This window comes from Mesorhizobium sp. USDA 3734 (assembly GCF_056279665.1).
This window is the reverse complement of sequence record NZ_JBWCCW010000001.1, coordinates 6310990-6330736: the sequence shown is the minus strand read 5'-3', so window position 1 is coordinate 6330736 and position 19747 is coordinate 6310990. Positions and strand designations below refer to the sequence as shown.

The window sequence follows — 19747 nt, the reverse complement described above, 5'->3', positions numbered from 1 at the left end:
CCACTGAGGAGTGACTGCCATTTCTAGCCTTGAGAGCTATTTCGGCGCGGTCCCTGATCCGCGCGCGGCCAACGCCACGCACCGGCTTGGCGACCTGATCGTGATGATGATCGCTGCGAGCCTGTGTGGCGCGACCAGCGCAACGGAGTTTTCGTTGTTCGCGCAAGAGCGCAAACAGGCGCTGTCGCGCTTGATCGACTATGAGGAGGCGCCCAGCCACGACACCTTCTCGCGGCTGTTGCGCCTGCTCGATCCGGAGGCCTTCGGACGTGCGTTCGCCGCCTTTGCCGCGGGCTTTGCCCAGGCACGCCAGGGTGTGGTCGCACTTGATGGCAAGGCGCTGCGACGGGCCTATGAGAAAGGCCTTGCGGCCAGCCCGCCCCTGACGGTGTCAGCCTTTGCCAGCCAGACGCGGCTGTGTTTGGCGGCGGCCTCGCCCGGCGATGGAGACAATGAGGTCGAGGCTGCCCTCAAGGTCGTCGAACTCATTGATCTTACTGGTCGATTGGTCACGGCCGATGCGCTTCATTGCCACACGCGCATGGCCAAGGCCATCATTCAGCGCGGCGGCGACTATCTGCTCACGCTCAAGGGAAACCGCCGGCATTGGTTGGCTCGGGCCAAACAACAACTGGCCCAGACCACTCCCGCCGTCACTGAGCGGACCGAGACCAGCCATGGCCGCAACGAATGGCGGCAGGCAGAAGTCGTGGCGGCGCCCGACCCGCTGATGCCTGGGCACAAGGCCTTCATCCGCATCACCAGCCGGCGCGATCAGGCCAAGCCGCTGACGCGCCTGTTCATGGCCTCAACGCTGCTGTCCCCGCAGCAGGCGATCGATCTCACCAGAGCCCATTGGCAGATCGAGAACGGGCTGCATTGGATGCTCGACGTTCATCTGCGCGAGGACCTCAGCCGTGCCCGCAAGGACAACGCCCCTGCCAACACCGCGCTCCTAAACCGCATCGCCAGAAATATCCTTCAGGCCGCCGACATCGACAAAGTCCCCATCAGCCACCGTATCAAAAAATGCGCGTGGAATGACGACTATCTCATCCAGGCCATCACTCATATGCGATAGCCCTGCCGTAAACGGGGAGAGGGACGCCCTTATCGATGATTTCGCCAGTCGCCGACGTCGCAAGGATTGCGCAGGCGTCGCGGCCAGCTTCTTTCTCCCCCGTTTACGGGGAGAAATGCCCGGCAGGGCAATGAGGGGCAGCGCTGCCGTCGGGAAGAAAGCGTAGTTCGGCGGCGTTTGCCAATCATGCAAACATCGATCACCAACACTCCAACCCGCTATGGCTGGGGCGCGATCATTCTCCACTGGCTGATTGCGCTGATCTTCATCGGCCAGTTCGGGCTCGGCTTCATCATGGTGCGGCTCACCAGCCAGCGCACCGCCTTCGAACTGATCCAGCTGCACAAATCCTTCGGTTTTCTGCTGCTCGGTCTGGTGGTGCTGCGCATCGCCTGGCGCCTTGGCAATGTATGGCCGCCACTGCCGCGCTCTGTCGGAACCCTGGAGCGTCGGGCCGCACCGCTGGCCCATTTTGCGCTCTACGCGTTTCAGCTTGCCTTGCCTTTGTCCGGCTGGGCGCTGGTGTCGGTGTCGATGCTGGAGATCCCCAGCCTGCCGTTCAATCTGTTCATCATGCCGAACCTGCCGCTGGCCGAATCGGATGGCGCCGAAAGCTTCTGGGCGGCAACGCATTTGTATCTCGCCTATGCCGGCATCGCCCTGGTCGCCCTCCATGCCGTGGCGGCGCTACGGCACCATTTCCAGCTCAGGGATGGCGTGCTCACGCGCATGATCACGCCTTCGTCAGATCAGGAATAGAGCGGGCGGTTCATTCGTTCATGGGGGGAGGGCGCAGGAAATGCGCTGCCTCCAACAAGGAACATCCCCATGTACACGCGCATCCTCGGATTTGCGGCGCTCGCCGCTTGCCTTGCCATGCCTGTTTCAGCGGCCGTCGCGCTTGGCGACGCCGCCGGCAGCTATTCGATCAGCCCGGCCTCCTCCAGCATCCGCTTTTCCATCGGCAAGGTCGGTGGTGGCGGCCTCAATGGCGCCTTCGCCCGCTTCAAGGGCTCGATCCGCATCGACAACAGCGACGTCGGCCGCTCGCAGGTCAATTTCACCATCTTTCCCGAAAGCGTCGGCACCGGCCAGGGCCGCATCGATGCCTTCCTGCGCTCCGACGCGGTGTTCGATGCCGCCAACAGCCCTGAAATCCAGTTCCGCTCGACCAGCGTGACCCGCACCAGCGACACCACGGCCCTCGTCACCGGCCGGCTGACGGCACGCGGCAAGACGTTCCCGGAAAAATTCACGGCCGAGCTTGGCGGTCTCAAGGCCGGCACGATCAAATTCCATGTCACCGGCAAGGTGCTCAGGTCACGCTACGGCATGGATGTCGGCACGCCGATCTATTCGAACATCGTCGACTTCGACATGACGCTGACGGGTAAGCGGGGGTAGCTTCTCTGTCTGCAATCGCACACCTTCGCGATTGGCAGAGACACCTCCCGCGTCGTCATCCTGGGGCGAAGCAAGGAGCGAAGCGACGCGGCGCAGACCCCCAGGATCCATGCCGTGACATCAAGGCGTTGCGGCGGTCCAGAATCCGTTCGGCTGCATTCCTAGGCTGATGTCGCGGCATGGATCCTCGGGTCAAGCCCGAGGATGACGAAGGTGCCGTTGGCAGGACCAGTCTCCAATTGGCTTTTCCGGCGATTTCGGGCAAACCTCGTTGCCTGTAATCGTGATGGAGAAGCCTGATGTTCCGATGGGGTGTGTTGTCGACGGCCAAGATCGGCCGCGAGCATTTGTTGCCGGCGATGGTCGAGGCGGAGAACGGCGTACTGTCGGCAATCGCCAGCCGCGACCTGTCGAAGGCCAAGGCGCTGGCCGAGCGCTTCGGTGCACGCCATGCCTTCGGCTCCTATGAGGACCTGCTTGCCTCCAACGAGGTCGACGGCGTCTATATCCCGCTGCCAACCTCGCAGCATGTCGAATGGGCGGCCAAGGCCATCGAAGCCGGCAAGCATGTGCTGGTCGAAAAGCCGCTGGCGCTCGACGCCAAGGACATTCTCCCGCTGATCAAGCTGCGCGACCAGAAGAAGGTGCTGGTCTGCGAGGCCTTCATGGTCATCTACCACCCGCAATGGATCAAGGTGCGCGATCTCATCGCCAGTGGCGCCATCGGCAGGCTGCGCCATGTGCAGGGCGCCTTCTCCTACTACAATGTCGACCCCAACAACATGCGCAACCAGCTCGATCTCGGCGGCGGCGCGCTGCCCGATATCGGCGTCTACCCGACCGTGTCGACGCGCTTTTCGACCGGCAAGGAGCCTAGCCGTGTGCAGGCGACGATCGAGCGCGACAAGAAATTCGGCACCGACATCTATTCCTCGATCCGCGCCGATTTCGGCGACTTCGAACTGTCCTTCTACCTGTCGACGCAGATGGCGGCGCGCCAGGTCATGGTGTTCCACGGTGAGAAAGGTTTCATCGAGGTGTTCTCGCCCTTCAACGCCGGGCTCTACGACCACCACCGCGTCGAACTGCACAACCAGAACCACACCGAGGCGCAAGTGTTCCGCTTTCCCGGCACGCAGCAGTACCGGCTGGAGGTGGAGACCTTCGCGCGTGCGGCACAGGGCGGCAAGGAGCGCGTCTTCACGCTGGAGGAATCCGTGCTCAATCAGAAAGTCATCGACGCCATCTTCCGCGCCGGCGGCACGGGCGGCTGGGAGACCGTCTGACCCCTTACCCTGAAGTAGCCGGCTAATTCTGGGAGGAAAGATGGCTGACGACGCGGACGTGATCATTGTCGGCGCCGGCCTCGCCGGGCTGGTTGCCGCCGCCGAGCTTGCCGAGGCCGGCAAGAAAATCATCATAGTCGACCAGGAGCCGGAGCAGTCGCTGGGCGGCCAGGCGTTCTGGTCGTTCGGCGGCCTTTTCCTCGTCGATTCGCCCGAGCAGCGGCGCATGCGCATCCGCGATTCGCATGATCTGGCGCTCGAAGACTGGATGGGCACGGCCGCTTTCGATCGGCCGGAGGATTTCTGGCCGCGCAAATGGGCGCAAGCCTATGTCGGCTTTGCCGCCGGCGAGAAACGCTCCTGGCTCCTGCAGCGCGGCCTGAAATTCTTTCCCGTCGTCGGCTGGGCCGAACGCGGCGGCGGCAATGCCATCGGCCACGGCAATTCGGTGCCGCGCTTCCACATCACCTGGGGCACCGGCCCCGGCGTGCTGGAACCCTTCGTCCTGCGCGTGCGCGAGGCCGAGAAAAGTGGACGGATCAGTTTCAGATTCCGCCACCGCGTCAATGAATTGACCCGAACGGGGGCCACCGTCGACGGCGTGCGTGGCGACGTCCTGCAGCCCAGCACTGTCGAGCGCGGCCACAAGAGCTCGCGCGACGTTGCCGGCGATTTCGAGCTTCACGCGCAAGCGGTTATCGTCGCCTCCGGCGGCATCGGCGCCAACCATCAGCTTGTCCGCGAAAACTGGCCGCAACGGCTGGGTGCGGCGCCCAGGCGCATGATCACCGGCGTGCCCGACCATGTCGACGGCCGCATGCTGGCGATCACGGAACGGGCCGGCGGCTCGATCATCAACCGCGACCGCATGTGGCACTATGTCGAGGGCATCAAGAACTGGGCGCCGATCTGGACCGACCATGCCATCCGCATCCTGCCCGGCCCGTCATCGCTGTGGCTCGACGCACGCGGCAAGCGCCTGCCGGTGCCGCTCTACCCCGGCTTCGACACGCTGGGGACGCTCAGCCACATCATGAGCACCGGCTTCGACTATTCCTGGTTCATCCTGACCAGAAAGATCATCCAGAAGGAGTTCGCGTTGTCGGGCTCCGAGCAGAACCCCGATTTGACCGGCAAGAGCTGGCGCCAGGTGCTCGGCCGCGCCACGTCAGGCATTCCGGGTCCGGTCGAGGCGTTCATGGAGAAGGGCGAGGATTTTATCGTCGAGGCCGACCTGCCGACGCTTGTCGCGCGCATGAATGCGCTGGCCGGCGGCGAGCCGCTGCTTGAGTTGGCTGAGGTCGAGCGCGAGATCCGCGCCCGCGACAGGCAGCTCGACAATCCGTTCTCCAAGGACATGCAGATCACCGCTTTGCGCGGGGCTCGCGCCTATCTCGGCGACCGGCTGATCCGCACCGCCAAGCCGCACAAGATGCTCGACCCGGCGAATGGCCCGCTGATCGCGGTGCGGCTCAACATCCTGACCCGCAAGACGCTGGGCGGCCTGCAGACCGATCTCGACAGCCGCGTGCTGGGTGCCGATGGCCAGCCGGTCGCCGGACTCTACGCCGTTGGCGAAGCCGCCGGTTTCGGCGGCGGCGGCGTGCATGGCTATGCCGCGCTTGAGGGCACCTTCCTCGGCGGCTGCATCTTCTCCGGCCGCGGCGCCGGCCGGGCGGCCGCCGCCTCGGTGGTGTGAAACGGCGCTGTCGTGGTCTGAATTCCGGCCTGGGTCCCACATACGCCCAGTTGATAAACATATGACTTTTTTATATTTTTCAGTTTTGGCCCGCCTCGAATACAAATGCGGATGCTTTTATCTTTCGCAGTGCAGCCGGTCCTGAGCCGCTGCAGGCGGTCACCACCTCGTGGTGACAGTTAGAAAGAAGGAAGTCTCCGATGTTCCTCTCAGACGGGCTCTATCTGCCCACCCATCGTCCGATACCGAAGGCGCAGCTCGAACAGGCGCGGCTCGCGGCCAACGGCAATCGCCGGCCGGGCAGCCTGCTCGCGCCATTCACAGCCACATGGTGGCTCCTGGTCGTCGGTGCCTTGCTGGCCGCCGCGACCGTAGCTGCCCAAGTCTCCTGATCGCAAGGCAGGAGATGACCATGCAAACCTCCCCTATTTCCCCCGACGGAAACGCTTTTCATCGCTTTGTGGTCGGACGCGACGGCGAAGGCCACTGGATCGCGCGCGACGAAGAAGGCCTGACCGGCGGCGTTTTCGCCGACAGGAGTTCCGCTGTGCGCTTTGCCACGATGGAAAGCGGTCATCGAGCCGGCGCGATACGCTTCGCACCGGCAAGTGTGCGGCTTTCCCTTTTCAACTGATCGCGCCCAGTTCCGTCCTCATCGGAACGATCTGGCCATGGACAATTCCAGCACCGCCGACCTGACCGGACTGCTCGATCGTCTCCCGCATGTCGGCAGATTGCTCGAACACCAGCTGTGGGAAGCCGCACGCGCCCTGTCGCTTGACAGATCATCCCGACAAGGCCGCCGGTTTGCCCAGCTGGTCGAGGCCGGCGCCATGCTAGACGCCGTCCTCTTGCTCATCGCCTTGTCGAAGCCGGAGCGTTCGGTGTCGTCCATCAACAGGACCGGCGAGCGTTGGCTTTGCAGCCTGAAAGCCACGCCTGCAGAGGCGCCGGCCAAGGCGGGCAAATTCGAAGCGGTCCATATGGATCTGGCGGCCGCGATGTTGTCGGCCCTGCTCTCTTCGCACCTCGAACAGGCCGCGTACCCACAAAATTACTTAGGAGAATCCCATGACACCAGAACAAGCACGACTGCGCCTGACCGGAGCGATGACCGCACTGGTAACGCCGTTCACCGACGGCGAGGTCGACCTGAAGCAGCTGACCATGCTGTTGCGTTGGCAGATCGAACAAGGGATCAACGGGCTGGTCCCGTGCGGCACATCAGGTGAGGCCCCGACCCTGTCTTGGGAGGAGCGCCTCGACATCATCGCGCTCTGCGTGAAAATTGCCGGCGGCCGGGTTCCGATCGTCGCCGGCACCGGGACGAACAGCACCGAGACGACGATTGCCTTTTCGACCGCCGCCGAAGCTTTCGGTGCCGACGCCGCCCTTATCGTGACGCCCTACTACAACAGGCCGAGCCAGGAGGGGATTTTTCGCCACTTCGAAGCTGTCGCCAGCAAGGTCAGGATACCGATCATTGTCTACAATGTCCCGGCACGAACCGGCGTCGACCTGTCGCTGGAAACGATCGAGCGCCTGGCGCAGATCCCAACCATCGTCGGCATCAAGGACGCTACCGGCGACGTGAGCCGGCTATCCTCGCTTCCCGCTGTGCTGAGGCGCCGCTTCATCTGTCTGTCCGGTCACGACGCGACGTCGTTCGGCTTCAACACGATGGGCGGGCGCGGCACCATCTCCGTGGTCTCCAACGTCGCGCCGCGGCTGTGCGTCGAGATGCATGACGCGTGCAGGCAAGGCGACCACCACACCGCCCGCGCCATCCATCATCGCTTGCGCCCACTGATCGCTGCGCTCGAGCTGGAGAGCAATCCGGTTCCGGTCAAATACGCCCTAAACCTGGCGCTGGGGTTGAGCCCGGACGTTCGCTTGCCGATGACAGCTGTCCGTCCCGAAACTGAAACCGCAATACGGGAGGCCATGCTGGCCCTGAGCGGGAACCCCGGCGTTGCGCAATCAAGCCCGGTGCTGCCCACGTCCGCGCCGTGGCGGCTTTGACGGCACGGAAGGCGCTTTGCCGTCAACGGCATAGACCAGTCCCGGCTGGACGATCCATTCGCCAGCCCGGAGCGCTTCGACATCGAAGCGCCCGCTGCGGTCGCGCGGTGCGACGCCGACAAAACGATATTGGAGGCCGCTCGCATCGACGACCGTATCGGCGATCGGGTGGCCAGCGAGCCGGCCGATGATCGTTCCCTGTTCCCTGAGGTTTGCCAGCACGAAATACTCCGTCGGCACCCTGCGGCTGACCCCGGAGGCCAGCCAGACTGAATGTGATTTCATGTTCGTTTGAAGCCAGTCTGTCGTTCCGGCCGCCCGTCAGGCGGCGGCCCGGAATTACATAGTCGCTGGCCGCATAGGAATTCGAGAGCAGGTTTCGGCCTGAGTTATAAAGGCCGCATAGGTACGGACGGCGCTCACGAGGCCCATTCGCCTCTTCCCAAAACCGCTACAGCTTCAGTGATCCGGGTAAAGCTCGCGCGGGCGCGGGCGACCGTGTGCCTCGCCCTGAGGTAACCATGCACCAGCCCTGGCTCCTCGACCCAGGTGGCGCGCCCACCCGCCGCGACGATGCGGTCGCGATAGACCTCGCCATCCGATGACAGCGGGTCGCATTGCGCGGTGATCAGCACCGTTGGCGGCAGGTTGGAGAAATCGGTGTCGGCGAGTGGGGCCAGTGTCGCATCGCCGCTGCGGTCCTGCCCTCCGGTGCGGATCTGCTTGTAGAATTCGAGATCGCGCATGGTCAGCATCGGTGCTTCGGCATGCGTGATATAGGATCCCTTCGACCGATCGCCGCCGAGGCCGGGATAGATCAGCACCTGGCCGATCGGTTTTCGCGCATGGCCGCGTGTCGCGTGGCTGACCGCGGCGGCCAGATTGCCGCCGGCACTGTCGCCACAAAGGACGATAGGGTTCGTGCGGGTGGCTACGGCCCATTCGAAGGCGCTCATCACGTCGTCGAAGGCGGCCGGATGCAGATGTTCCGGCGCCAGCCGGTAATCGACCGAGACCACGTCATAGCCGGTGCGGGCGCACAGCTCTGCACAGACATCGTCGTGGCTGTCCAAGCCGCCAAGGATGAAGCCGCCGCCATGGAAATAAAGCACCGTCGCGGCTGCCTGGCGAGCGCCTTGGTAGGTGCGGATCGGGATGTCGTGCGTGCGCGTTGCAATGGCGGACGTTTCAACCGCAACGCCTTTGGGGTAGCCGGCAAAGAATTCGCGGCACATGCGATCATAGATCTCGCGCTGCTGCGCGATCGTGTAGTCGATCGTGTCGGGCGGATAGTAGGAATTGGTCCGCTCGATAAAGGCCCAGGTTTCGGCGTCGATGAGGATTCTGTAGTCGGTCATGGGTGTTGAACGGGCTCCCGAGGGCGAGCCTGGGCACCCCTCTCTGGCCTGCCGGCCATCTCTCCCGCAAGGGGGGAGATCGGCAGCGTCGATCGCGGCGCTCTTCTTGCAACGTTGACGGTTGGTGAAAGCAGAAATGACACCCGATCTCCCCCCTTGCGGGGGAGATGCCCGGCAGGGCCGAGGGGGGTGTGATGGAACGCCATCGTTCCCACTACTTCCCCTTCCACACAGGGTCGCGTTTTTCGGCGAAGGCGCGAAAACCTTCCATATTGTCCTCGGAGCCGTAGAGGGCATCGACGGTCGGCAATTGCCGGCGCGTCACCTTGTTCATCGCGTCCTGGAAAGTCAGCGCCTCGGCCACGCGCGCCGTCTCCTTGATCGCGGCGAACACCAGCGGCGGGCCGCCGGCCAGCAGCCGGGCGATCTCCCAGACGCGCTCCTCGAGCTTTTCCTTGGGCAGCACTTCGTTGACGAGGCCCCAGCGATACGCCTCGGCGGCATCCATCCAGCGGCCGGTGAGCAAAAGGTCCATGGCGACATGATAGGGGATGCGTTTGGGCAGTTTGATCGTCGCCGCGTCGGCCAGCGTCCCGGCGCGGATTTCGGGCAGCGCGAAGGAGGAATGGTCCGAGGCGTAGATCAGGTCGCAGGACAGCGCCAGTTCGAAGCCGCCGCCAACCGCCATGCCGTTGACGCAGGCAATGACCGGCTTGTTGAGATCGCGCAATTCCTGCAGGCCGGCAAAGCCGCCGACGCCATAGTCGCCGTCGACCGCATCGCCGCCGGCAGCCGCCTTCAAATCCCAGCCGGCGCAGAAGAACCTGTCGCCGGCGGTCTTGACGATGGCGACGCGCAAGCCGGGATCGTCGCGGAATGCCTTGAAGGTCTCGCCCATCAGCCGCGAGGTCTTCAGGTCGATGGCGTTGGCTTTGGGCCGGTCGAGCGTGACCTCGAGGATGGTGCCTTCGCGGCGGGTCGAAATGACGTCAGACATTCTTCTTGTCTCCCAGCACCAGCAGTGCGTCGGCGATCCAGGCGCCCTTGCCTTCGCTGCAGACGATCAGCGGGTTGATGTCGAGTTCCTCGATCTCGCCGGCATTCTTCTGCACGAAGCCGGCTATGCCCGAGATGGCATCGATGGCAGCGGCGACATCGGCTTTCGGCCGGCCGCGATAGCCTTCGAGCAGCGGATAGAGTTTCAGGCCACGCAAGGCCGCCTCGATGTCGTCGCGGGTTGCCGGCAGCATCAGCGTGACGCTGTCGCGCAACAGCTCGACCAGCACGCCGCCAGTGCCCAAGGTCATCACCGCGCCGAACATCGGGTCCCGGGTGAAGCCGACGATCAGTTCGGCGACACCGTCGCGCACCATGCGTTCCACATAGAGGCCGGTGCCGAGCGGCAACAGGTCATGCGCCGCGGTGCTGACGGACTCCGCATCTTTGAGGTTGAGCCTGACAGCGCCAACCTCGGACTTGTGGGTGACGCCGAGCGCCTTCAGCGCCACCGGAAAGCCGAGCGCCATCGATGAAATCACCGCCTCGACGGCATTGGCGGCGCGTTCGCCTTTGGGCACCGGCAGGCCGGCCTCGATGAGGCGTGATTTCGCCTCGGCCTCATCAGGGGTGACGTGGTCACCGCCAGGCGCACCGGCAGCCGACGTGTCGATCGGCTGCGCTTGCGGCTCAGCCCAAGCCCAGCCGATGAAGGCTGCCGCCTGGGCGGCGTCCATGGCTTCGGAAATGCCGAACAACGGCACCATGCCGCGCGCCATCAGCCCGGCGGTGTATTCCTCGGGCAGGTTTTCCGGCAGCGAGGAGACGATCGCGCCTTGCGCCTTGTTTGTCTTCAGCGCCGATTCGAAGGCGCGCAGCGTCGCCCACCAGTCTGTGTCCGAGCAGCGGTCGGGGCGCGGGAAGTCAAGCACCAGCATGTTGAGGTCGAAGCCGCCCGACACCATGGCGGTGAAGGTGGCGGTCATCGCCGGCTCGTTGTTCCAGATGAAGGTGTGGTAGTCGAGCGGGTTGGCCACCGCAACCAGCGGCCCAAGCGTCGATTTGACATGGGCACGGTGCTGGTCGGTCAGGACCGGGAAATTGACCCAGCGGCCTTCGGCACTGTCGGCCATGACAGAGGCCTCACCGCCCGAGCAGCTCATCGACGACAGCCTATAGCCGGGCAAAGGCCCGGTGATGTGCAACAGCTTCAGCGCCTCGATGAAGGCAGGGATGGAATCGACACGCGCAATGCCAAGCCGCCTCAGGAACGCGCCGGAGGCAGCATCCGAGCCGGCCAGCGAGGCAGTGTGCGAAACAGTCGCTTGCCGCGCCTGTTCGGAACGGCCGACCTTCATGGCGATGATCGGCTTCTTCAGCTCGCGGGCTCGCGCCGCCAGCTTTTCGAAGCCGGCTACCGAATCGAAAGCCTCGATGTGCAGGCCGAGCGATGTGACCCGCTCGTCCTCGATCAGGCCAAGTGCCATTTCGGACAGGCCGGTCTGCGCCTGGTTGCCGGCGGTCATCAGGAAGGCGATCGGCAGGCCGCGCTTCTGCATGGTCATGTTGATGGCGATGTTGGAGGACTGGGTGATGATGGCGACGCCCTTGCCGCCCTCGTCCAGTCTTATGCCGCCATGCTGGTCGGGCCACAGAAGCGCGCCGTCGGCATAATTGATCAGGCCATAGCAATTCGGCCCGATGATCGGCATCGAGCCGGCTGCTGCGACCAGCTCGGCCTGCAGCCGCTCGCCGTCGTCGTCATAAGCCTCTGTCTCGAGGAAGCCGGCGGCAAAGCAGACGGCGCCGCCGGCGTCGCGCTCGGCCAGCGCCTTGACCACCTCGATGGTCAAATGCCGGTTGACGCCGACAAAGGCGGCGTCCGGCGCGTCAGGCAAATCGGCCACCGAGCGATAGGCCTTGCGGCCGGCGACCTCGTCCTTGGTCGGGTGCACCGGCCAGATCTCGCCGGCAAAGCCCATCTTGATCGACTGCGCGACGACGGCTGCGGCCTGCGCACCGCCGAACACGGCGATCGATTTCGGCCGCAGGAGACGCTCAAGTTTATGCATATGTTATGCCCCGAACGGGCGCAGCAGCGCCCTTGAAATGATGTGGCGCTGGATCTCGGACGTGCCTTCCCAGATGCGCTCGACGCGCGCGTCGCGCCAGATGCGCTCCAGCGGCAGATCGTCCATCAGCCCCATGCCGCCGTGGATCTGGATCGCCTCATCGGCGACGAAAGCGAGCATTTCGGTGGCCTTCAGCTTGGCCATGGCCATGTCCTGGTCGGTGACGGTGCCCTGATCGTACTTCCAGCCAGCTTCGAACACCATCAGGTCGGCGGCCTTCAGTTCGGTCGCCATGTCGGCGAGCTTGAACGACACGCCCTGGAACTTGCCGATCTGCTGGCCGAACTGCTGGCGTTGCGCGGCATATTCGACGGCATGGCCAAGCGCCCGCTCGGCGCGGCCGAGGCAGGTGGCACCGACCTGCAGCCGGGTGGCGCCGAGCCAGGAGTTGGCGACGTCGAACCCTTTGTGGACTTCGCCCAACATTTGGGCGGCCGGCAGCCGGCAATCATCGAATTCGAGGATGGCGTTGGTATAGCCGCGATGCGAGACGTTGCGGTAACCGTCGCGGACGGTGAAGCCTTTGGTGCCCTTGTCGACGAAGAACGCGGTGATCTTCTTGCGCTTGCCGCGCGCGGACTCTTCCTCGCCTGAGGCCATGAAGACGATGGCGAAATCGGCCAGGTCGGCGTGGGAGATAAAGTGCTTGGTGCCGTTCAGAACCCAGTCGTCGCCGTCTTGCACAGCGGTCGCTTTCATGCCGCGCAAATCGGAGCCGGCGCCCGGCTCGGTCATCGCCAGGCAGTCCCATTTCTCGCCACGGATGCAGGGGAACAGATATTTTTCGCGCTGCTCGGGCGTGCCGGCCAAGAGGATGTTGGAGGGTCGCGCCACGCAGGTCCAGTGCAGCGCATAGTTGGCGCGGCCGAGCTCCTTTTCGTAGAGCAGCCAGGTCACCGTATCCAGGCCGGCGCCGCCGACATCGGCCGGCATGTTGGCGGCATAGAGCCCAGCCTCGATCGCCTTGACCTTGATCTCCTCGATCAGCTCGCGGCGCAGCACGCCGGTGCGCTCGACCTCGCGCTCATGCGGATAAAGCTCATTCTCGACGAACGCACGCGTCGTCTCGACGATGAGCCGCTGTTCCTCCGACAGCCCGAAATCCATGCTCTCAGCCTTTCTTCTTGCCGCTCTTCTTCTTCGGCTTTTCGGCTTTTTTCACCGGCTTGGAGGCTTTGGCCTTCTCGGCCGCCTTGGAGGCCGTCGGCTTCTTCGCCGCCAGCTTGGCGAGCTGCCTGGTATAGTCCTTGTGCAGCGCGCCGGCGCCCCAGCCCTTGCCTTTGTTCTGCTTCGACAGCGCATCCATGATGGCGACCAGATTGTCGTCGCGGATCTTTTCCAGCTCGCGGATCGACAGGCCGTGCGCCTGGTCGTCCGACTGCGTGGCGATCAGATCGACCAGCTCGTCGTTGAACTCCGGCACGTCCATCAGCTTGGTCCATGGCCATTTCAGGCACGGGCCGAACTGCGCCATGAAGTGGCGCATGCCGGCCTCGCCGCCGGCGACGCGATAGACCTGGAACATGCCCATCTGCGCCCAGCGCAGGCCGAAGCCATAGCGCATGATGTCGTCGAGTTCCTCGACCGTGCAGATGCCGTCCTTGATCAGCCACAGCGCCTCGCGCCATGCCGCTTCGAGCAGGCGGTCGCCGACGAAGGCCTCGATCTCCTTGCGGATCACGACAGGCTTCATGCCGATCGAGGCATACATCTCCTTGGCGACCTCGATCGCCTCGGGGAAGGTCTGCTCGCCGCCGACGATCTCGACCAGCGGCAGGAGGTAGACCGGGTTGAACGGATGGCCGACCACCAGCCGCTCCGGATGCTTCTTCATCGCCACCTGCATGTCGGTCGGCTTGATGCCTGAGGTCGAGGAGCCGACAATCGCATTGGCCGGCGCATGGGCGTCGATCTCGGCCAGCACGCGGTGTTTCAGGTCGAGCCGTTCCGGCACGCTCTCCTGGATGAAATCGGCATCGGCAACCGCCTCGGCGATGGTCTTGGCAAAGGTCAGCTTGCCTTCCCGAGGCAAGCCGCCGGGCACCATCTGCTTGTAGGCGCGGCGCGCGCCCTTCATCACTTCGCCGACCTTGCGCAATGCCTCGGGGTCCGGGTCGAAGATCGACACGTCGATGCCGTTGAGCAGCAGGCGCGCCACCCAGCCCGCGCCGATGACACCGCCGCCGATGGCGGCCGCCTTGTTGATGATACTCATGCGGAGGCTCCGGTTCTTGTCATGGCTGTTGCAGGATCGATGAGAGGCACGCGCTCGCCAGCGCGGATCACCGAGGGATCGTAAGCCTTGCGGGCAAAGACCTCGAGCACGAAGGGTCGGAAGAATTCGATCGGCAGCGTGTCGTAGTCGGGGTCGAAGCTCGACTGGTCCCAGCGTTCGCAAAACTGGTCGCAATCGTCGAAATAGGCATGGCCGGCAAAGCGGTCGCGGGCGTGGCGGTTGCCGCCCAGATGATGGGCATAGTAGAGCCGCTGGAAGTCGCCATGCTTTTCCACCACCCAGGTGCATTGCTCGCGCACGAAGGGTTTCAGGATCGACGCGGCATATTCGTCGTGATTGTAAGGTGCATAGATGTCGCCAATATCGTGCAGCAGCGCGCAGGCGATCCAGTCGGTGTCGGCGCCGTCGCGCCAGGCGCGCGTCGCCGCCTGCAGCGAATGGCCGAGCCTGGTGATCTTGTAGCCGGACAGGCCCTCGTCGAGTTGCACCAGCGCGTCGAGCAGCCGCTCGCCGGTCCTGGCCGCATAGTCGATCTCATGCGCGGTCAGGAACTCGTAATCGTCCCGGTCGCCATCCTTCATAGCGGTGAATTTGACGGTAGTCATGTCGACCCTCCCAGCGAATGAACCTTCTTGTTTCAGCATGATCTTGTCCGAAAACCGGTTCCCACTTTTCGGGATCATGCCTATGCCGCGATCGGCGCCCGCTTGGTCAGGTTCAGCTTCTTGCGCACTTCCTCCGGGCCGATGATCCTGGCGCCCAGATTGGTGACGATGCTGGCGGCACGCTCAACCAGCTGCGCATTGGTCGCCAGCACACCCTTGTCGAGCCACAGATTGTCTTCCAGCCCAACGCGGACATTGCCGCCGGCCAGCACCGCTGCCGCGGCATAGGCCATCTGGTTGCGGCCGATGGCGAAGGCCGACCAGTTCCAGGTCGACGGCACATTGTTGACCATGGCCATGAAGGTGTTGAGGTCGTCAGGCGCGCCCCACGGCACGCCCATGCAGAGCTGCACCAGCGCGTCGGGGTTGAGCACCTTTTCCTCGACCAGTTGCTTGGCGAACCACAGATGGCCGGTGTCGAAAGCCTCGATCTCCGGCTTGACGCCGAGCGCCGTCATCATGCCGCCCATGGCGCGCAGCATGCCGGGGGTGTTGGTCATGACATAGTCGGCCTCGGCGAAATTCATGGTGCCGCAGTCGAGCGTGCAGATTTCCGGCAGGCACTGGCGCACATGTTCCATGCGGTTGGTGGCGCCGCCCATGTCGGTGCCTTTTTCGTTGAGCGGCAGCGGCGCTTCCGGCGATCCGAACACCATGTCGCCGCCCATGCCGGCGGTCAGGTTCAGCACCACGTCGACATTGGCCTCGCGGATACGCTCGGTCACTTCGCGATAGAGATGCACGTCGCGCCTGGGCTTGCCGGTTTCGGGATCGCGGACATGGCAGTGCACGATCGCCGCACCCGCCTTGGCCGCATCGATGGCCGAATCGGCGATCTGCTTGGGCGAGCGTGGCACATGCGGGCTGCGATCCTGCGAGCCGCCGGACCCGGTCACGGCACAGGTAATGAAAACCTCGCGGTTCATCGCAAGCGGCATGGAACTCTCCTCCAATCAAGACAGACCTCAACAATGACTGACTTGCCGGAAACTGTTTTGCGTTTTACGAAGGTTGCATGATCAAAAGCGAAAAACCGACGATCTTTCGTGCCGAGCGCCTGCCGCTCAAGGTGACGCTGCTGGTGTTTTCCGGCTCGTCCATCATGTGCGTGGCGTCGGCCGTCGATCCGCTGCGCGCCGCCAACCGCATCTCCGGCGAGACCTTGTTCGATTTTCGGCTGGTCTCGGTAACCGGCGAGGCTCCGGTCACCACATGCGGCCTGCCGGTGGCGGTCAGTGGCCGCTTCGACGCGGCTGAGCCAACCGACGTTCTTGTCGTCGTCGCCGGCTTCGGCACCCAGAACTATGCAACCTCGGCTCTGTTGTCGGGCCTGCGCCGGGCGGCACGGACGGCACGCGCTTGCGGCGGTGTCGAGGCCGGCACCTGGCTGGTGGCGCGCGCCGGCCTGCTGGAAGGGCGCAGTGCCACCACCCACTGGGAGGACATGGAGGATTTCTCGTCGGCCTTCCCAGGCGTCGATGTTCGCCCGGACCGCTATGTCATCGACGGGCCGGTGTTCACGTCGGGCGGCGCGTCGCCGACCTTCGACCTGATGCTGCATCTCATTCGCACGCGGCTCGGCATGGCCGTCGCGCTCGATGTCGCCAGCGTCTTCATCTACGACCAGGCACGCGCCGCCACCGACGCGCAGCCGCTGGTCTCGCTCGGCCGGCTCGACGGCTACGACCCGCGCCTTGCGCAAGCCATCCGGCTGATGGAAGCGCATGTCGACCAGCCGCTGACCATAGGAGCGGTGGCAAAACGCGCCGGGGTGACGGCGCGGACACTGGAGAGCATCTTTCGCAAGTCGATCGGCGAGACGCCGGGCGCCTACTATCTCAGGCTGCGCCTCGGCGCTGCGCGCCGGCTGGTGGTCGACACGCGAGTGGCGATGGCCGACATTGCCGGGCGGACCGGATTTTCGTCCGCTGCGGCGTTTTCGAGAGCATTTTCAAGGGCTTTCGGCGAAGCGCCGGTCAGGCTGCGGAGAGGGTAGTTCGAAAGAAAGATCAGGCCGCGTTCTGACGGTCGCCGTCGATCTGCGAGCGCATCTGTCTGGCCAGACGGGTTTCGAAGCGGCTGGCAACGGCGCGATCCCACTCGTTCGAAATCTTGGCGTCGTCGGTTTTCCTCGGCATTGCCATCAACCGGTCGATGACCGATCCGGCCTCGCCCGGTGAGAGCAGGGCGTCGATTTCACGTTCGTTCTGCATATCGGTTCGCCTCCTTCTTCCTCTCCCGCCACGAGCCAGTCTTATACGAGATACGTGACGGCTGTTTGAAGGCAAGAGCGAGGTCATTGAAGGGCGGCAAAGGGCAAAACCGTGTCGTCTGACCCGGCCTTGCGCAAAGCTGTTCCTGCGTCTGGGCAGCGCAGGTCAAGGAGAAATCTACAGTCGCTTCTCGAACAGCACCGTGGTGAAGCCACTGTCCCATTCGTCATCCGGATAGCGATTTTTCTCGACATAGCCGACCGCCTTGTAGAGTGCTTGTGCGGGCAGGTTGAACGTGTCGGTTTCCAGCCGCGCCTGCGGCAATCCGGCGGCGCCGATCGCCTGTTCGGCATGGGAAAGCAACTTGCGGCCGACACCTTGCCCTTGACGGGACGCCATGACGTGAAGGGCTTCGATGAAGTCCGCGCGCCAATGGATCAGGCCGGCGACCGCGCCATCGATCTCGGCAACGGCAAATTCAGGCCAGCTCCGGTCGACATAACGCCCGCCAATATCCGTCTCGATATAGCGCTGCGCCGCTGCCTCGGTGATGTTCGGCAGCCAGGTGCCTTCGAATGTGTCCAGCAGGACCCGCTTCAAAGCCGGGATATCGCTTGCCTGCGCCGGGCGCACGATGATTCGATCCTCTGCCATTTTCGTCTCCTGCCAGCTGCCGCACGGGCCCTCTTTCGACGACACGCGTGGCATCTTGATCTCACGTTGGCTGCCGAAGATCTGTGCGATCCTCGGCAGCCTCGCGCGAAATGGGCTGACTATCAGATGGCGATGGCGGCGGCTTTCAGCCAGAGGTGGCGGATGTCGGTCCAGGGATCGGGCTTCACACGTACCGGTTGACGATGTTTTCCAGCAGTTCCTGGCGGCCGGACCTTGGCTGCGGCTCGATCTTCTTCTTGACGACGCGCTCGGCGATATCTTCCAGCGTGCGTTTGCCGGAAAGCATCGCCTTGCCCTCGGCCGTGTTCCAGCCGGCATAGCGTTCGGCCAGCGGCGCGGACAGCGCCTTGTCCTCGACCATGCGGGCCGCGGCTTTCAGACCGCGTGCGCAAGAGTCCATGCCGCCGATATGGCCGATCAGCAGGTCCTGCGGATCGAGCGACTGGCGGCGCAGCTTGGCGTCGAAATTGGTGCCGCCGGTCTTGAAGCCGCCGGCCTGCAGGACCTGGTAGTAGGCCAACGCCATCTCGGGCACGTTGTTGGGGAACTGGTCGGTGTCCCAACCCGACTGGTAGTCGTTGCGGTTCATGTCGATCGAGCCGAAGACGCCGAGCGCATTGGCCAGCGCCAACTCGTGCTCGAAGGAATGGCCGGCCAGGATGGCGTGACCCTGCTCGATATTGAGCTTGACCTCCTTCTCCAGCCCGAAGCGCTTGAGGAAGCCGTAGACGGTGGCGACATCGTAGTCATACTGGTGCTTGGTCGGCTCCTGCGGCTTAGGCTCGATCAGGATCGTGCCCTTGAAACCGATCTTGTGCTTGTAGTCGACGACCATGCTGAGGAAGCGGCCTGCCTGTTCCTGCTCGCGGGCGAGGTCGGTGTTGAGCAGCGTCTCATAGCCCTCGCGCCCACCCCACAGCACATAGTTCTCGCCCTTCAGCCGCTTGGTGACGTCGATACAGCTTTTCACCGTCGCCGCCGCGTAGGCAAAGACATCCGGGTCGGGATTGGTGGCCGCACCCGACATGAAGCGGCGATTGGAGAACAAGTTGGCCGTGCCCCACAAAAGCTTGACGCCGGTCTGCTTCATCTTTCCGGCGAAGTAGTCTGATATCTCGTCGAGGCGGGCCGCACTTTCGGAAAAGTCCTTGCCCTCCGGCCGCACATCGGCGTCGTGAAAGCAGAAATAGGGCGCGCCGAGCAGCGAGAACATCTCGAAGGCGACGTCTGCTTTCAGTTTCGCCAGTTCCATCGTGTCGACGCCGCCTGCCTTGGGGAACCACGGCCGGTCGAAGGTCTGGCCGCCGAACGGATCGCCGCCCGGCCAAGCGAAGGAATGCCAATAGGCGACGGCGAAGCGCAGATGATCTTCCAGCCGTTTGCCGGCGACGACCTCATCGGGATTGTAGAAACGGTAGGCCAGCGGATTGGTCGAATCCGGCCCCTCATATTTGATCTTCTGGATGTCGCCGAAAAATCCGCTGCTCATGATTTCTGTCCTCTCACAAAGTTCTGCCGCCATTACCTCAGGCGTAATTGGTTTCACCCCGGCGCCGGTCGAAAAGGGTCATGTCAAAACCGTCAAACGAAGGAGACAAACCATGACCGACCTCAACACGATCGCCCAAAACTACATCACTGCCTGGAACGAGAGCGATGCGAACCGCCGTACGGCGTTGCTCGAGGCGACCTTCACCGAAGACGTCAGCTATCGCGATCCGCTCATGCAAGGCGATGGCCATGAAGGCGTCGCGGCTCTGATCGACGGCGTCCAGCAGCGCTTTGCCGGCTTCCGGTTCTCGCTGAAGGGCACGCCGGACGGGTTTGCCGACAAGATCCGCTTCTCGTGGAATCTTGGCCCGGAAGGCACTCCTTCCGTCATCAAGGGCACCGACATCGGCGTCATCGAGAACGGCCGCCTGAAGAGCATCACCGGCTTCCTCGACAAGGTGCCAGCGCAGTGAGCCGCTCAGTTGCGGC

Annotated in this window: 21 protein-coding genes; 10 read left to right on the top strand and 11 right to left on the bottom strand. The window is 63.9% G+C overall.

What is annotated here, in order from left to right; translation table 11 throughout:
* Positions 1-10: 10 nt before the first annotated feature.
* The 8 genes from ACZ89F_RS30200 (at position 11) to dapA (ending at position 7492) form a co-directional block, all read left to right on the top strand.
* Positions 11-1081, top strand: a complete 1071-nt coding sequence (locus tag ACZ89F_RS30200; protein WP_476091432.1) for an ISAs1 family transposase — start codon at positions 11-13, stop codon at positions 1079-1081.
* A gap of 186 nt (positions 1082-1267) precedes the next feature.
* A complete protein-coding gene (locus ACZ89F_RS30195) occupies positions 1268-1840 on the top strand; it encodes a cytochrome b (protein WP_476095824.1) in 573 nt (190 codons plus the stop codon).
* Between the two features lie 69 nt (positions 1841-1909).
* Positions 1910-2485 carry a YceI family protein gene (locus tag ACZ89F_RS30190; protein WP_476095822.1) on the top strand — a complete coding sequence of 192 codons (576 nt, stop codon included), beginning with the start codon at positions 1910-1912 and terminating at the stop codon, positions 2483-2485.
* Between the two features lie 299 nt (positions 2486-2784).
* A complete protein-coding gene (locus ACZ89F_RS30185) occupies positions 2785-3771 on the top strand; it encodes a Gfo/Idh/MocA family protein (RefSeq protein ID WP_476095820.1) in 987 nt (328 codons plus the stop codon).
* A gap of 40 nt (positions 3772-3811) precedes the next feature.
* A complete protein-coding gene (locus tag ACZ89F_RS30180) occupies positions 3812-5470 on the top strand; it encodes an FAD-binding dehydrogenase (protein WP_476095818.1) in 1659 nt (552 codons plus the stop codon).
* Positions 5471-5670: 200 nt separating this feature from the next.
* On the top strand, positions 5671-5862 hold the full coding sequence (locus tag ACZ89F_RS30175; RefSeq protein ID WP_476095816.1) for a hypothetical protein: 192 nt from the start codon (positions 5671-5673) through the stop codon (positions 5860-5862).
* A 14-nt stretch (positions 5863-5876) separates the two neighbouring features.
* Positions 5877-6104, top strand: coding sequence for a hypothetical protein (locus tag ACZ89F_RS30170; protein WP_476095814.1), 228 nt, complete (start codon positions 5877-5879; stop codon positions 6102-6104).
* Positions 6105-6541: 437 nt separating this feature from the next.
* Positions 6542-7492, top strand: a complete 951-nt coding sequence (gene dapA, locus ACZ89F_RS30165) for a 4-hydroxy-tetrahydrodipicolinate synthase (RefSeq protein ID WP_476095812.1) — start codon at positions 6542-6544, stop codon at positions 7490-7492.
* Here the strand turns inward: dapA and ACZ89F_RS30160 are convergent.
* The 8 genes from ACZ89F_RS30160 to bcoG all read right to left on the bottom strand — a co-directional run bounded on the left by ACZ89F_RS30160 (position 7451) and on the right by bcoG (position 15817).
* Positions 7451-7777 (bottom strand): hypothetical protein, encoded by a 327-nt coding sequence (locus tag ACZ89F_RS30160; RefSeq protein ID WP_476095810.1) that lies wholly within the window; start codon positions 7775-7777, stop codon positions 7451-7453. The two genes, dapA and ACZ89F_RS30160, sit on opposite strands and share 42 nt — an antisense overlap.
* 134 nt (positions 7778-7911) lie before the next feature.
* Positions 7912-8850: an alpha/beta hydrolase gene (locus ACZ89F_RS30155; protein ID WP_476095809.1), complete on the bottom strand. Its 939-nt coding sequence runs from the start codon at positions 8848-8850 to the stop codon at positions 7912-7914.
* Positions 8851-9064: 214 nt separating this feature from the next.
* Positions 9065-9847: a carnitinyl-CoA dehydratase gene (locus ACZ89F_RS30150; protein WP_476095807.1), complete on the bottom strand. Its 783-nt coding sequence runs from the start codon at positions 9845-9847 to the stop codon at positions 9065-9067.
* Positions 9840-11918 (bottom strand): acetate--CoA ligase family protein, encoded by a 2079-nt coding sequence (locus tag ACZ89F_RS30145; RefSeq protein ID WP_476095805.1) that lies wholly within the window; start codon positions 11916-11918, stop codon positions 9840-9842. The genes ACZ89F_RS30150 and ACZ89F_RS30145 overlap by 8 nt, the downstream gene beginning before the upstream one ends.
* Before the next feature lie 3 nt (positions 11919-11921).
* Complete coding sequence (locus ACZ89F_RS30140; RefSeq protein ID WP_476095803.1) at positions 11922-13085, bottom strand: acyl-CoA dehydrogenase family protein; 1164 nt, start codon at positions 13083-13085, stop codon at positions 11922-11924.
* Positions 13086-13089: 4 nt separating this feature from the next.
* Positions 13090-14193 carry a carnitine 3-dehydrogenase gene (locus ACZ89F_RS30135; protein ID WP_476095802.1) on the bottom strand — a complete coding sequence of 368 codons (1104 nt, stop codon included), beginning with the start codon at positions 14191-14193 and terminating at the stop codon, positions 13090-13092.
* Positions 14190-14819 carry an HD domain-containing protein gene (locus tag ACZ89F_RS30130; RefSeq protein ID WP_476095800.1) on the bottom strand — a complete coding sequence of 210 codons (630 nt, stop codon included), beginning with the start codon at positions 14817-14819 and terminating at the stop codon, positions 14190-14192. Before ACZ89F_RS30130 ends, ACZ89F_RS30135 begins: the two co-directional genes overlap by 4 nt.
* Positions 14820-14899: 80 nt before the next feature.
* Positions 14900-15817, bottom strand: a complete 918-nt coding sequence (gene bcoG, locus ACZ89F_RS30125; RefSeq protein WP_023775990.1) for a 3-dehydrocarnitine:acetyl-CoA trimethylamine transferase BcoG — start codon at positions 15815-15817, stop codon at positions 14900-14902.
* A 77-nt stretch (positions 15818-15894) separates the two neighbouring features.
* Here bcoG and ACZ89F_RS30120 point away from each other — a divergent pair, with 77 nt between their 5' ends.
* Positions 15895-16875 (top strand): GlxA family transcriptional regulator, encoded by a 981-nt coding sequence (locus tag ACZ89F_RS30120; RefSeq protein WP_476095798.1) that lies wholly within the window; start codon positions 15895-15897, stop codon positions 16873-16875.
* 13 nt (positions 16876-16888) lie between these two features.
* Here the strand turns inward: ACZ89F_RS30120 and ACZ89F_RS30115 are convergent, their stop codons facing one another.
* From ACZ89F_RS30115 to xylA, 3 genes are all read right to left on the bottom strand, one after another.
* Entirely contained in the window at positions 16889-17092 is a 204-nt protein-coding gene (locus ACZ89F_RS30115; protein ID WP_476095796.1) for a hypothetical protein, read from the bottom strand.
* Between the two features lie 177 nt (positions 17093-17269).
* Positions 17270-17746, bottom strand: coding sequence for an N-acetyltransferase family protein (locus ACZ89F_RS30110; protein WP_476095795.1), 477 nt, complete (start codon positions 17744-17746; stop codon positions 17270-17272).
* Positions 17747-17930: 184 nt separating this feature from the next.
* A complete protein-coding gene (xylA, locus tag ACZ89F_RS30105; RefSeq protein WP_476095793.1) occupies positions 17931-19256 on the bottom strand; it encodes a xylose isomerase in 1326 nt (441 codons plus the stop codon).
* Between the two features lie 112 nt (positions 19257-19368).
* Between xylA and ACZ89F_RS30100 the strand changes: the two genes are divergently transcribed.
* Positions 19369-19731 (top strand): nuclear transport factor 2 family protein, encoded by a 363-nt coding sequence (locus ACZ89F_RS30100; RefSeq protein WP_476095791.1) that lies wholly within the window; start codon positions 19369-19371, stop codon positions 19729-19731.
* Positions 19732-19747 lie beyond the last annotated feature (16 nt).